The organism is Pseudoalteromonas sp. PAR1, from assembly GCF_947311895.1.
Taxonomy (GTDB): domain Bacteria; phylum Pseudomonadota; class Gammaproteobacteria; order Enterobacterales; family Alteromonadaceae; genus Pseudoalteromonas; species Pseudoalteromonas lipolytica_C.
The window spans coordinates 42,386-57,221 of the sequence record NZ_CAMZMY010000007.1; the positions used below are offsets into that span (position 1 = coordinate 42,386).

General features: G+C 41.9%; 11 protein-coding genes. 8 read left to right on the forward strand and 3 right to left on the reverse strand.

Annotated elements, in window-relative coordinates:
* Positions 1 to 27 precede the first annotated feature (27 nt).
* Positions 28 to 1,332, reverse strand: coding sequence for an ATP-binding protein (locus tag QL229_RS07610; protein ID WP_281546703.1), 1,305 nt, complete (start codon positions 1,330 to 1,332; stop codon positions 28 to 30).
* 3 nt (positions 1,333 to 1,335) lie between these two features.
* On the reverse strand, positions 1,336 to 2,739 hold the full coding sequence (locus tag QL229_RS07615) for a sigma-54 dependent transcriptional regulator (protein WP_281546704.1): 1,404 nt from the start codon (positions 2,737 to 2,739) through the stop codon (positions 1,336 to 1,338).
* A gap of 230 nt (positions 2,740 to 2,969) precedes the next feature.
* Here QL229_RS07615 and QL229_RS07620 point away from each other — a divergent pair, with 230 nt between their 5' ends.
* From QL229_RS07620 to QL229_RS07635, 4 genes are all read left to right on the forward strand, one after another.
* Positions 2,970 to 4,223: an efflux RND transporter periplasmic adaptor subunit gene (locus QL229_RS07620; protein ID WP_253040166.1), complete on the forward strand. Its 1,254-nt coding sequence runs from the start codon at positions 2,970 to 2,972 to the stop codon at positions 4,221 to 4,223.
* Positions 4,224 to 4,234: 11 nt separating this feature from the next.
* Positions 4,235 to 4,936, forward strand: a complete 702-nt coding sequence (locus tag QL229_RS07625; protein ID WP_281546705.1) for an ABC transporter ATP-binding protein — start codon at positions 4,235 to 4,237, stop codon at positions 4,934 to 4,936.
* 1 nt (position 4,937) lies between these two features.
* Positions 4,938 to 7,334, forward strand: a complete 2,397-nt coding sequence (locus QL229_RS07630) for an ABC transporter permease (protein ID WP_281546706.1) — start codon at positions 4,938 to 4,940, stop codon at positions 7,332 to 7,334.
* A 212-nt stretch (positions 7,335 to 7,546) separates the two neighbouring features.
* Complete coding sequence (locus QL229_RS07635) at positions 7,547 to 7,993, forward strand: transposase (RefSeq protein WP_281546707.1); 447 nt, start codon at positions 7,547 to 7,549, stop codon at positions 7,991 to 7,993.
* A gap of 704 nt (positions 7,994 to 8,697) precedes the next feature.
* Here QL229_RS07635 and QL229_RS07640 read toward each other — a convergent pair.
* Positions 8,698 to 9,225 carry a sugar O-acetyltransferase gene (locus QL229_RS07640; protein ID WP_281546708.1) on the reverse strand — a complete coding sequence of 176 codons (528 nt, stop codon included), beginning with the start codon at positions 9,223 to 9,225 and terminating at the stop codon, positions 8,698 to 8,700.
* 155 nt (positions 9,226 to 9,380) lie between these two features.
* On the opposite strand from QL229_RS07640, the gene QL229_RS07645 reads away from it, so the two are divergent.
* The 4 genes from QL229_RS07645 (at position 9,381) to QL229_RS07660 (ending at position 14,820) form a co-directional block, all read left to right on the forward strand.
* Entirely contained in the window at positions 9,381 to 10,151 is a 771-nt protein-coding gene (locus QL229_RS07645) for a DeoR family transcriptional regulator (RefSeq protein ID WP_235383080.1), read from the forward strand.
* A 95-nt stretch (positions 10,152 to 10,246) separates the two neighbouring features.
* Entirely contained in the window at positions 10,247 to 12,067 is a 1,821-nt protein-coding gene (gene glmS / locus QL229_RS07650; RefSeq protein ID WP_135923059.1) for a glutamine--fructose-6-phosphate transaminase (isomerizing), read from the forward strand.
* Between the two features lie 155 nt (positions 12,068 to 12,222).
* Entirely contained in the window at positions 12,223 to 13,350 is a 1,128-nt protein-coding gene (locus tag QL229_RS07655) for an alpha/beta hydrolase-fold protein (protein ID WP_281546763.1), read from the forward strand.
* A 168-nt stretch (positions 13,351 to 13,518) separates the two neighbouring features.
* Positions 13,519 to 14,820, forward strand: a complete 1,302-nt coding sequence (locus QL229_RS07660) for a DEAD/DEAH box helicase (RefSeq protein ID WP_281546709.1) — start codon at positions 13,519 to 13,521, stop codon at positions 14,818 to 14,820.
* The last annotated feature ends 16 nt before the right edge of the window (positions 14,821 to 14,836 follow it).

Sequence of the window (14,836 nt, forward strand, 5' to 3'; positions counted from 1 at the left end):
TGTAAGTAATTGTTCTAACTGTGTAAGTTAACCGAACACGCAGCGAAAGCAGGCTCCTTGTTGACGTTTGATATATACCAGATCGCCGCCATGATTGAGCATGATCTGGCGCGATAAACTTAAGCCTATTCCTGAGCCTTGTTGCTTGGTAGTAAAAAATGGCACAAAAATCATCTCAATTACATGGTCGCTGATACCTGTACCATTGTCGCTGACCTCTAAATACAGTTGCTGATTAGCATTTTGTGCAATGCTTACTTCAATGCACTTTGCTGACTCTGGATTATTTAACTGCTTTAGTGCATCAAGGGCATTTGTAAGCAGGTTTATTATTACTTGTTCAACTTGGCCCCTATCTATCATCACTAGCTGTTGGCTTTGCACCGATAAATTCAACGTAATATTAAGTTGCTTAGCTTGCTGTGAATGCAGAGCGACAACTTGCTTAGCAAGATCTGCCAGAACATGTGGCTGTAGGTGTGGGGCGGGTAAGCTACTAACCTTTTTAAATTGTGCTATAAACTCGCCTAAATGCTCGGTTCGCGATGCGAGTGTTGATAAGGCGAGTTGCAAGTCTTGTTTATCTTCCTGATCATCAAAACTAAGCTCAGTTGGCAGCAGTGCCGTACAAGTTTGTGCTAAAGAAGAAAGTGGCGTAATCGAATTAGCGATTTCATGGGTTAGTACTTTTGTAAGGCGCTTATAAGCTTGTTGCTCTTTTAATTGCAGCTGATCATGAATCGATTGCAAACTGATCACTTTACGAACTTTACCTTGGATTTCGGCTATGCTGATTTGCACAGATAACGTATCGTGCTGCTCACCATTTTGCCATGGCACGGTATTACGGCTATTTTGCTTTGCGTCTTGGACTAGGTTGGCTATTACACCTAAATCATCGATGTGCTTTACAGCTTGTCCAAGTAAACGGCTGACCGCCGGATTGCTTTCAATAATAGTGCCTTGTTCGTCACATACTAATACTGCTAAATCGATATGAATTAATAGCGCTTGTAAGAACTGGGCTTGTTGCTCTGCATTAAAACGCGCAGCCTGAATTTGTTGTTTAACCTGCTCAAATTGCTGTTGCATAGGGTGTTGGTCGCCAAAGCCTAATGTGCTGTCTCCATTCGCTAAAGCGCGAAACACCATATCTGCACGCCTTGTTTGGCGTTTAAATAAATTAAAAATTTGCGCGGCACATACCAAGTTTAAAATAACTAAAAGTGCCGAAATTGCAGAAAACTCGCTTTGCTCTACTTGCCAAAACAAAGCAATTGATAAACCGATTAATGCGGCTAATAGGCTGGCTAAGCTAATAAAGTTTCGCATCGATTAAAGTCCGTATTTTTCTAGACGACGATACATGGCTCCGCGTGTTAGGCCGAGGGCTTTAGCTGCATGACTCACGTTCCCTTGAAAATGCTTTAATGCTGCTCGAACGGTTCTCTGCTCGATGATTTCGAGATCAAAAGTGTCGTAGTCATTGGCGCTTGAAGAGATGTCATTTGTACTAATAGCTGCACTTGGTGAGCTTATCACTGAGCTTATATCGAGCTCTGAGCCTTCCGACAGGATGACTGCTCGCTCAATTGCATGGGCAAGTTCACGGACATTGCCTGGCCAATGATACTGGCTTAAACGTGCCATATCAGATGCTGCAATCGAGAGCTCACGTTTGTATTTATGTGCAAAGTGCTGCAAGTAGTAGTTACACAGTAATGGAATGTCTTCACTGCGCTCACGCAGGGCTGGTAAACGGATCTCTACGGTATTAACACGGTACAGTAAGTCTTGCCTAAATTTGCCTTCAGTAACTGCTTGTTCGAGGTTTTCATTGGTTGCACAGATCAAACGAATATCAATATCGATGACTTTAGAACCACCAACCGGTGTTATTTGCCTGTTTTGTAGTGCTGCGAGCAGCTTAACTTGTTGGTTAAGCGGTAAATTACCTAGCTCGTCTAAAAATAAACTGCCACCATGGGCCAGCTCAAATCGGCCAATGCGATCTTCTTTCGCGCCAGTAAACGCCCCTTTTTTATGGCCAAATAGTTCGCTTTCAAACAGGCTTTCGGCTAGTGAGCCCATATCTAGACTAATGAAAGGCTGGTTTTGGCGCTGGCTTGCATTGTGGATTGCATGTGCAGTGAGCTCTTTACCTGTGCCACTTTCGCCACTGATCAATATGTTGGCATCGGTGTTGGCTGCTTTGTCGATAACCGAAAAAACCTGCTGCATGGCATCACTTTGGCCTAAAAACTCAAATGGTTGGTTGCCGATTGATTGCTGCAAGGCTTGTTTTTGTTTTGTGAGTTTACCAACTTGATGTTTGTCTTTAGCGTGTGAAAATGCCGCCGCTACAGCTCCGAGTAATTGCTCATTTTGCCAAGGCTTGGCAATAAAGTCAGAGGCACCGGCCTTAATTGCTTCTACAGCTAGCTGAATATCGCTGTAGGCCGTCATAAGCAGTACCGCAATGTTAGCGTCTTGGCTCATGATTTTTTTTAGCCAGTAGAATCCTTCTTTGCCACTAATTGAGTCTTGCGTGAAATTCATATCGAGTAACACAACATCTATGGCCTGATCCGCTTCATGTTGTGCGTTAATGATCCCTTCGATATCAAAGGGGTTATCTGTGGTTTTTACAACTTGATAATGCTGCTTTAAAAGTAATCGTGCGGCGATAAGTACGTCGGGGTTATCATCGACGATAAGAATTGATCCTGCTTGTTTCATAGCTATTTATTATTATTCCTTTATGGGAACACTAAGACTAATTGAAAATAGTAACAGTGTCCATTTATGGACGATATATGGATTTTGAAGTGTTCTATAAGCGGACACTTGATTATATGCACTCTTATTGTTTTTAATGTAAGTTACTGTAATTTAATAAAAATAAAAGTTGGCACAAGAGTTGTTTTATCTATAGGTAATTAGCACCTAGATAACTTAAAGGCGTCAACATGGATAAGAAAATTACACGCTCAACTAACAAAGCATTTTTTAAGAAATCACTCATTGCAGCGGCATGTTTAGCTGTTGCGGCAGCAGCTTATGGTTTCACGCAAACTGAGCAAACAGGTCGTAGTCAGCAAGTAAGCGCTACAAGCTTAACGATTAGCACAGTACAACAAGGTGAATTTGTTGATGCTTTAAGTCTTCGTGGTCAGGTTATGCCTCGCACTACAATTTACCTCGACACCATTGCCGGAGGCCAAGTTGAAGAGCGACTAGTTGAGCAAGGTGAGTTTGTTAAAAAAGGCCAACCACTTGTGCGTTTAAGCAATACCAATTTGCAGCTTGATGTAATGAGCCGTGAAGCACAGGTGACTGAGCAGCTTAACTTTTTACGCAACACGCAAATGAATATGGAAACCAGCCGTTTAAACTTACGCCGTGATTTGCTTGAAATCGATCTTAAAATCACACATTTATCGCGTCGCTTAAAACAAACTCAACCGCTAGTAAAAACGGGTGTGTTAGCACAAGAACAATTATCTGAAATTCAAGAAGACTTAGCGTATTACAAAGCGCGTAAAGAACTAACCCTTGAGCGTCAAAAGCAAGAAAACAGCATTCGTGAAGTTCAAGTTGCCCAGTTAAAAGACAGTGCCGACATGCTAGAGAAAAACCTACAGTTTGCGCGTAAGAACCTTGAAAACCTACTCATAACAGCACCTGCCGATGGTTATTTAAGTGAGCTTGATGTTGAAATTGGTGAATCAAAAAGCCGTGGTGCTCGCCTAGGGCAGATTGATATTCCTAATGAATACAAGCTAGTTGTGCGACTAGATGAGTTTTACCTGAGCCAAGTTCAAACAGGTATGCAAGTGCTTATTGAACATGAGCAAGGCGAAATTGCGGCAACAGTTAGCAAAATTGATAGTCGTGTTCAGCAATCACAGTTTCAGGTTGAGGTCGATTTACCCAATGGCACTAGCAATATAAAACGTGGGCAAAGCCTTGATGTACAGCTGATGCTAGGTGATAGCAAAGGCACTGCTTTATTACTTGAACGCGGCGCATTTTTTACCAGCTCAGGGGGTAACTGGGTTTATGTCATGGAAAAAGATGGCAATCGTGCAGTACGAAAAGACATTCGTCTTGGCAAAAAGAATCAAAACTATTATGAAGTGTTAAGTGGCCTAAGCGCCGGAGATCGCGTGATCACCTCTAGCTACAGCAACTTTGATAAAGCACAACAACTACAATTTTAAGGATAAAAACAATGATTAAATTAACTAACTTATCACGCGTATTCCGTACTCAAGATGTTGAAACAACAGCGCTTAATAGCATTAACTTACATGTAAACGAAGGCGAGTTTCTTGCCATTATGGGGCCATCTGGCTGTGGTAAATCAACATTACTCTCTATTTTAGGTATGTTGGATTCGCCATCGGCAGGCAGTTTTGAATTTTTAGGTGAAGACATCGCAGGGTTTGGTGAAAAGCAATTAGCGACACTTAGAAAAGCGTCGATTGGTTTTGTTTTCCAAAGCTTTAACTTAATTGATGAATTAACAGTATTTGAAAACGTTGAGCTGCCATTACAGTATCAAAATATCTCAAAAAGTGAACGTAAACAGCGAGTAGACGCAATCTTAAAACGTGTTGCAATCGACCATAGAGCAGATCACTTACCGCAGCAGCTATCGGGCGGTCAGCAGCAACGTGTAGCAGTAGCCAGAGCTCTGGTGATTAATCCAAAACTTATTTTAGCGGATGAGCCTACGGGTAACCTTGATTCAAAAAATGGTGATGAAGTCATGGCGATGCTGCGTGAGCTAAATCGTGAAGGTACCACGGTAATTGTGGTTACTCACTCAGAAAAAGAAGGCAATTATGCTGACCGTTTAGTGCGCTTACTTGATGGCCAAGTGATGGTAGATAAAGCTAACCGTGTTCAACAAACAGCAGAGGTGGCATAACATGATTTTAAGTTATTTGATCACCGCGCTGCGTGCGTTTAAAAACCAAAAACAGCACTTTATTTTAAATGTTCTGGGTTTAAGTGTGGGCTTAGCTGCGGCAATTCTAGTTGCTTTGTTTGCAAAAAATGAGCTTTCGTACGATAGCCAACAGCCTCATGCTGAGCGGGTTTATCGCGTTGGCCAAGACTTCTCAAAACTTGGTTTATCTGTGGTGCCTATTTTTAATTATGTGCAGTCAAAGCAGGCCGAAGATTACAGCCAAGTTGAAGAAGTGTTCGGATTAACTATGGTCGAGTTGACTCGTGAAGCCATGGTTGATGTGAGTTACCGCAACCAAGGCTATAAGTTAAATGCCTTATATGGTGCTACTGCAAATATTGAAAATTTCATTGCTATGGAGACGATTGCGGGTGACTTAACAACAGCAATGAGTACACCAGACAGCCTCGCTTTAAGTGAGTCAGAAGCACTGCGCATTTTTGGTCGCACCGATGTGATTGGTGAAACACTTACACATGAACAAGGACAGTACACAGTGCGTGCCGTGTTTGCTGACTTAGCAGATAACACTCACTTTGCCTTTAAAAACCTTGTTTATGTTAAGCATGATCCAAGCGAAATAGATATCAACAGTAGTTATGTTTATATGCGTTTAGCAGAGGGCACCGATACAGTTGCATTAGCTAAAACCTTAACAGAGCGCTTTTTTAGTGGTTCGATGCTGGATCAAGTTAGTTTAGAGCTGCATCCATTACTTGATTTGCACTTAACGGCTAAATCACCGTTTGAGATGAAAGCGGGTGGTGCTAAACAAGTGGTTATGATTTGCGTTGGTTTAAGCGTGTTACTTATTCTTATTGCAGGTTTTAACTTCATTAATATGACCGTCGCTCAATCGACGAAACGTGCAAAAGAAGTGGGTGTGCGTAAAGCGCTTGGCGCAAGTAAAGGCCAATTAGTAACGCAGTTTTTATCTGAATCTGTGTTGGTATCAATGCTTTCAATGGTGATTGCATGTGCTTTAGTGGAGCTATTTTTACCAAGCTTTAACCAATTAGTAGACCGCGAATTGGTCGTGAATTATGCCTCTGAATTTGGCATTGCCATTATTGTGGTCGCAATTGCTGTGGGCATATTAGCTGGGCTTTATCCTGCATTCTTTATTTCATCATTCAGTGCAAAACGCGTTTTAAGTGGTGACTTACAGCGTGGTAATACTGCAATATGGGTTCGTAAGAGCTTACTAACTTTACAGGCCTCACTAGCAATAGGTTTAATCATTGCCTCTGTTACTTTGTTAAAGCAATTAACTTACTTACAAAGCTTACCTTTAGGCTATGAAACAACACAAAGATTGGTTATTTCAGAGCTACCTGTAGGCGAAGTATTCACAAAAGAAAAAAATGCCTTAGTTAACCGTATTAGTGCAATTCAAGGCGTACAGCAAACAACAGTCATTGATACCCGTTTAACTGTTTCAATCAATAATACACTTATGCCAACATGGCCAAATGGTGAAGCGTCTGGCAGCTTAACGCCTGTTGTTGGCGCAAGCTACGATGTTGTAAAAACGCTAGGATTAAAACTGGTTGCTGGCCGTGACTTTAGTCGTGAATTTGCTGGTGATTGGGCAAGCCGCGAAAATGGAGTAACAAGTACGGGTACCATTGTGACTGAATCTGTCGCAAGGCAAGCGGGTTACACTAACATGAGTGACATTATCGGTAAGGTAATTAAAGACTCAGGTCGTGGCGTAGATATGCGTGTTGTAGGTGTGGTTGAAGATGTAAAAGTAGGTAATGCTAAAGATGCCAACTCAAATATTATGTTCTTGTGTGGCTTTAACTTCTTATCACCTGTGTCAGAATTAATTTTAACGATTGATCAGCAAAACTTGCCTTATATTAAAGCTCAGATCGCTGAAGTATTAGCAAGCTCAGCCAATATCTATGAGCCGAAAATCAACTTACTCGCAGACAACTACAAAACTCTGTTAAAAGGTGATGAGCGAATTTCGAATGTGGTTTTAATCTTTACCTGTCTTGCTGTGTTCTTAACTTGTTTAGGTACCTTTGGCTTGGCTTCGTTTGCAACAGTGCGTCGTCAAAAAGAAGTGGCCGTTCGAAAAGTGCTAGGTGCATCTCGCATCAGTATCGTAAATATCATCGCTAAAGAGTTCTTAGTGCTGGTGGCGCTCAGTATTGCTATTGCGTACCCAGTGACTTACTTCTTGGTAGGTGATTGGTTAGCAAACTTTAATGACCGCATTGAACAAGCTGTATGGGTGTATTTAGTTGCCGCCGCCGCGGTGGCCGTGATTACCTGGGTTACCGTTGCAAGTTTAGCCTTTAAGGCCGCAAGCACCAGACCATCGCTTATTTTACGTTATGAATAACAGTTAACTAGCTCCCAACTATAAGCCCAGCAATACAGCTGGGCTTTTTTACTTTTAAATACGACGCCATAAATGACAACCTACGTAGGACGTGCTTTAGCGCGTTAATATGTATTCTTTGTCGCCATAAATGACGACCTACGGTAGGGCGTGCTTTAGTGCGTTAATCTACTATATTTAATGTTCTACAATTTTATGAAAAAGGATTTTTCATGAGCTGGAGCCATTTAAAAAAAGGACGAGTTTCAATTCAATCAGGTGAATATTTCATAACGTCCAACTGCCATAACAGAAAAGCACTGTTCAGTGATCATAACTTAGCAAAAGTATTTTGTAGGTGTATTGAAATAAATGAATTAATACATCAATGTTGCTGGTTAACTTGGGTTCTTATGCCTGATCATTTTCATGGTTTATTAAGGCTTAGCGATAGTAGCTTGGGTAAAACAGTTGGTCATCTAAAAGGTCTTTCTGCTAGAGAGATAAATAAGAGACGTAGTTTTTCGCAAACGGTGTGGCAACCTGCTTACTATGACCATGCACTACGTAAAGAAGAAAGTAGAATAGCTGTAGCCAGATATATCGCAGCAAACCCTTTGCGAAAAAAGCTAGTTGATATTTTAGGTAGTTATCCATATTGGAATTCTGTTTTCTTGTGATTGGTTGTCGCCATAAATGACGACCTACGTAGGACGTGCTTTAGCGCGTTATTATGTATTCTTTGTCGCCATAAATGGCGACCTACGTAGGACGTGCTTTAGCGCGTTATTATGTATTCTTTGCCACCATAAATGACGACCTACGTAGGACGTGCTTTAGCGCGTTAATATGTATTCTTTGTCGCCATAAATGGCGACCTACGTAGGACGTGCTTTAGCGCGTTATTATGTATTCTTTGCCACCATAAATGACGACCTACGTAGGACGTGCTTTAGCGCGTTAATATGTATTCTTTGTCGCCATAAATGGCGACCTACGTAGGACGTGCTTTAGCGCGTTATTATGTATTCTTTGCCACCATAAATGACGACCTACGTAGGACGTGCTTTAGCGCGTTAATATGTATTCTTTGTCGCCATAAATGGCGACCTACGTAGGACGTGCTTTAGCGCGTTATTATGTATTCTTTGCCACCATAAATGACGACCTACGTAGGACGTGCTTTAGCGCGTTAATATGTATTCTTTGTCGCCATAAATGGCGACCTACGTAGGACGTGCTTTAGCGCGTTATTATGTATTCTTTGCCACCATAAATGATGACCTACGTAGGACGTGCTTTAGCGCGTTATTATGTATTCTTTGCCACCATAAATGACGACCTTGTGTCTACGTAGGACATGCTTTAGCGCGTAAGGATAGGGTTAAAGGTCTTTGACCTTCACCGCGGGGTTACCTGCTACTAGAGTATTTGCCGCGACATCTTTGGTAACTATTGCCCCTGCGCCAATCACTGAATTATCAGCAACTTTAATACCCGCAAGTATAATAGCGCCTGCACCAATCCATACATTGTTGCCAATGTTAATCGGCGCTGCAAAATTAGCTTTTGCTAAACGCTCGGTTGGGTTTACTGCATGCGATACCGCGAGTATTTGCACATTTGGGCCTATTAAGCAGTCATCGCCTATCGTAATTTGCGCATCAGATAGCGGTGCATCGAGTACAGTACAGTTAATATTTATGAAGGTTCGATCACCTATTTTAATACCACTGCCATAATCACAATGAAAACCCGCTTCTATAACAACCTGTTCGCCACACTGAGCAAACATGCCTTTTAGTCGTTTTAAGTTACCTTTACTTGGGCTTTTGGCAAATAAACGACAAACTTCATGGGCATTTTTTCGTTGTTCGAGTAAGGACTTATCGAGGCTATTAAACTCTTTCATCGGGTATGTTCATGGTTATATTTGCTAATAGCTTAGCGTGTTGGTGATGAAGATCAAAATTAAAGCTGTGTAGGTTAATGATCATTCACTTGCCATTTATATTGTTTCGTTTAAAATCTCACAACTTTCGAAACGAAACTTATGTTATTCACTTTATGACAAAACGAAACACTCAACAACGTCGCCATACAATCTTAAGCCAAGTGAATGAACTTGGTGAAGTTGCTGTTGAAGCGTTAGCTGAGCAGTTTCAAACTTCTGAAGTGACGATACGTAAAGATCTGACAGCCCTTGAAAAAAGTGGCTTGTTACTACGCCGTTACGGTGGCGCTATTGCATTGCCGCAAGAAATCGTTGCAAATAGCAACGAGAAAAGCGACTCGCTTCGCAAAATGGCAATCGCACAGGCGGCTGCAAAGCTTATTAAAGATCATAACCGCATCATCATTGATAGCGGCCGAACTACAGCGGCGATGATCCCTGAGCTTGCAAGTAAGCGCGGTTTAGTGGTAATGACAAATGCTATAAATGTCGCTAACCGGCTGCTTTCATTAGAAAATGAGCCAACATTATTGATGACCGGGGGAACCTGGGATCCGCATTCAGAATCGTTTCAGGGTCAAGTCGCGGAGAATGTTCTTCGCTCTTACGACTTTGACCAGCTCTTTATTGGTGCCGATGGCATTGATGTTGATAGAGGTACTACAACCTTCAATGAATTAGTTGGGCTTAGCCAAGTGATGGCTGAAGCTGCCCGAGAGGTTGTGGTGCTGGTAGAGTCAGAAAAAATTGGCCGAAGAATTCCTAATTTAGAACTGCCTTGGCAGCGTGTGACCACAGTTATCACAGACAACAACCTAAGCGAAGATAAACGCGAGGCGATAAAAGCGTGTGGTGTACAGCTGATCTGTGCAGAAATTGAATAACCCGTAATAAGACCGACAACACCTTATTACATTAAATTTATGACAACACATACCGCCCAAAGTAAAACGCTTTGGCCTGTGCAAAAGGAGAGATTATGTGTGGAATCGTTGGGGCTGTTGCAGAACGCCCAGTAAATAAAATTCTTGTTGAAGGCCTAAAACGCCTTGAATACCGCGGCTATGACTCGGCAGGCGTGGCTTTACTTAAAGGTAATAAGCTTAACACGGTTAAAGCTGTGGGTAAGGTTGCAAATCTTGAAGCGGCACTTAACGATGCAGCTGTTAATGGCACTACCGGTATTGCACATACGCGTTGGGCAACCCACGGTGGTGTAACCGAAGCCAATGCTCACCCACATATTTCGAACAGCGAAATTGCCCTTGTTCATAACGGTATTATCGAAAACCATGCCAGCCTTCGTGATGCATTAAAAGGCGACGGTTATGAGTTTTTATCAGAAACAGATACAGAAGTAATGGTGCACCTTATTCACCAACTTCGCCAACAGCACGATACGCTATTAGCATCAGTACAAGCAGCTGTTAAGCAGTTTGAAGGCGCATTTGGCACCGTTGTTTTTGATAAAGCGAACGACAACGAAATCATCGTAGCGCGCTCAGGTAGCCCACTGGTGATTGGTTTAGGTCTTGGCGAAAACTTTATTGCATCTGACCAACTAGCTTTATTACCAGTTACACGCAGCTTTATTTACCTTGAAGAAGGTGATGTTGCGCGTATTACCCGTGACAGTGTAGAAATCTTTGATGCAAACGGCGATGCAGTTGAGCGCGAAGTGATTGAATCAAACATTACGCAAGATGCATCAGGTAAAGGCGAATATCGTCACTACATGCTGAAAGAAATTTACGAGCAGCCGCTTGCTGTACGTAACACCCTTGATGGCCGCCTTCACAATGATACTGTAGCGATTGATGCCTTTGGCGAAAGCGCTCAGCAAATCTTTAAAGACGTAAAACACGTGCAAATTATTGCCTGTGGTACTTCATACCACTCAGGTATGGTTGCGCGTTATTGGCTTGAACAATTTGCTGGTGTGAGCTGTAACGTAGAGATTGCGTCTGAGTTCCGTTACCGCGAATCATTTGTACATGACAACAGCTTACTTGTGACCATTTCACAGTCTGGTGAAACAGCCGATACGCTTGCTGCACTTCGTCTTGCAAAACAGCAAGGTTACATGGCTTCAATGACCATTTGTAACGTACCTGGTTCATCATTAGTACGTGAATCTGATTTAGCCTTTATGACTAAAGCGGGTGCTGAAATTGGTGTTGCATCAACGAAAGCCTTCACCACACAACTTGTTGGCTTACTAATGCTAACGGCTTCGATTGCGCAAGAAAAAGGCTTAGATCAAAGTGCGATTGTAAATGCAATCAAAACACTACCTAACAAGTTAGAAGAAGCATTATTGCTTGCTGAGGGTATTGAAGATTTAGCTGAAGAATTCGCTGACAAGCACCACTCACTATTCTTGGGTCGTGGTTCACAATACCCAATCGCGATGGAAGGTGCACTTAAGCTGAAAGAGATTTCATACATTCACGCCGAAGCATACGCAGCGGGTGAGCTTAAGCATGGTCCTCTTGCGTTGATTGATGCCGACATGCCAATCATTGTTGTAGCACCAAACAACGAACTACTTGAAAAGCTTAAGTCAAACGTAGAAGAAGTACGTGCCCGTGGCGGTATTATCTATGTATTCGCAGATAAAGACTCAGCGTTTGAATCTGACGAAACAATGCGTGTAATCAACGTAAACCATGTGGATGACGTAATTGCTCCAGTTGTATATACAATTCCACTACAGCTGCTTTCATACTACGTTGCGGTTATTAAAGGCACCGACGTAGACCAACCTCGAAACCTAGCAAAATCGGTGACGGTTGAGTAAGTTTAGAGTTTATATTTATTAAGGCGCACTATGCGCCTTTTTTTGTACCAGTAATTCTGTTAGCTTAAAAAATTACCAATATTTCTTAAGGATAAGTCGTGCGACTATTTAAGTTACTCTGTATTAGTGGTTTTTTACTCTGTACTAGTCATGTAATGGCTGAACCAGCCGCAGATGATGCGGTTACAAATTACAGCCAACATACGCATACTATCGAATCAAGTAATCTTAGTGAGCAACGCACTGTCGTTGTGCAATTACCAAAAAGCTATCAAACACAACCAAACAAAAGATATCCCGTTATTTACCGTTTAGATGGGGCCGGTAATTTACCATTGATTAATGCTGTGCTTGAGCGCTTACAACAAGATGATCAAGCGCCAGAGGTGATTGTAGTTGCGATTGAAAGCACTAATCGACTTAGAGATTTTTATCCTACAGTGAACAAAGAGCCACAAGGGCCTGTTGGCGAAGGCGGTGGTGCAGCAAAGTTTTTAGCTTTTGTAGAGCAAGAACTGATGCCTTTGGTTAATAAACAGTATCGTACTCATGATTATAGAGTTATCGCAGGAGCCTCTGCTGCGGGTGTATTTGCTCTTTACGCAATGCAAGCTGACCCTGAGTTATTTCAAGCGCACATTGCTTATAGCCCTGCGGTATGGTGGAACTATGGCGCCCCTGCTAAGAGTCTAAATACCTTTGTTACTAAAGCCAAAAGTATTAACAGCTATGTATATATGAATATCGGCGAAGAAGCCGGCATTATGCGCGAAAGATACGATGATATGCAGCAAACGATGCAAAATAGTAAGGTGCAAAATCTGCGCTTTAAGAGCGACGCCTTTGCAGGCGTTTCGCATAACCTAACCTCAGCTGCTGGGGCATTTAATGCGTACCATGGCTTATTTTTATCTAAACATATGCCTTTGAGTGCATTGGACGATGATGTTTCATCAATTGATGCTTATTATCAACGCTTATCTCAGCAATGGGGCGAGCAAATAGCGCCACCTGACCGCGCTGTTAGGATGCTGGGTTACAGCTTAACGGATAACCAGCTATTTGAGCGGGCTATTGAGGTGTTTAAGTACAATATCAAAAACTACCCTAAATCAGCGTATGCACTGTCAGCTTTGTCATATGGCTATGAAATGCAAGGTAATGTTCGCCAAGCATTAGTTCAAATCGAGGCTGCAATAGCCGTAGCTGATGACTCGTATCCTTACCTAGATTACTTAAAAGAAACAAAAACGAGGCTACAAGCACAGTTGAGTAAGGTTTAATAATATGGCCAACTTAGCAGTTGGCTTTTTAAGCGCCCCTTTAATATTGAGCAAATATCATAAACCAGTGACTGTTATCTAAAAGGTATTTAACTCACTAATTCCTACTTACCGGGCAATAAATGCGCTAAAATCGCAGGCTATTTTAGTTATGAGCCCACACCTTTTATGACCTCAACCCTAAACCCTAGCAATTTCAACGAGCTTGGTCTTATACCTGAGCTACTTGCTCGATTATCTGATCTTGAATACACGCAACCGACACACATTCAGGCAAAAGCAATTCCGAGTATTTTGGCGGGCAGTGACTTAATTGCAGGAGCGAATACAGGTTCAGGTAAAACAGCGACATTTGCTTTGCCTATGTTGCAAAGGTGTTTTTTAGGTAAGGCTGTTAAAAAAACACAAGGTAAAGGTAACTTTGTTTCAGGGCTTATTTTAGTGCCAACGCGAGAGCTAGCTGTACAAGTAGCTGATAGCGTTAAATCATATTCTGCAAACTTTAATGGTGCGATTAAAACCCTTGCTATATTTGGTGGTGTCTCTGCTAATACGCAAATGCAAGCATTGCGAGGCGGTGCAGATATTATCGTTGCAACTCCTGGTCGTTTACTTGATTTGATTTCAAGCAATGCCATTAAGCTTGATAAAGTAAACACCTTAGTGCTTGATGAAGCAGACCGCATGCTGAGCCTAGGTTTTACCGAAGAGCTTGCTGAGCTATTAGCGCTTATGCCCGCTAAAAAACAAACTATGCTGTTTTCTGCAACGTTCCCAGAGCAAGTTACACTATTAACCCAAAAATTGTTAAATGAGCCTGTTGAAATACAAGTTCAAAGTAAAGATGAAAGCACCTTAGTACAGCGCGTATTTATGGTAAATAAAGGTGAGAAGACCACGGTTTTAGCGCACTTGATAAAAAACCATAAATGGCGCCAAACGCTGATTTTTGTGAATGCAAAAAAAGATTGTGAGCATTTAGCAAATAAGCTTGAAAAGCGTGGCATCAATGCACAAGTATTTCACGGTGATAAAGGCCAAAGTGAGCGTACTCGCGTAATCGAAAAGTTTAAAAATGGCGAAATCGAGGTATTAATTGCCACTGATATTGCAGCCCGTGGTTTAGATATTGCTAAATTGCCTGTAGTGATTAATTTCAATTTACCGCGCAGTCCTGCCGATTACATGCACCGTATTGGCCGAAGTGGTCGCGCCGGTGAAGTAGGGTTAGCGTTATCATTGATTGATTATGAAGACTTTCATCATTTTAAAATCATTGAAAAGAAAAATAAATTTCGTTTAGAGCGTGAAGAAGTGCCTGGTTATACCTTAAATAAAGCGAACCTTGATGCCGCACAAGCACTTAAAAACGACAAGCCCGTAGCGAAACCTGCGGGAACAGGTAAGAAAAAGAAAAAAAATAAAGCTAACCAACAAGACGATGTTTGGAGTGGCTGGAAGAAACCTTAATAGCCTTAAAATAAAC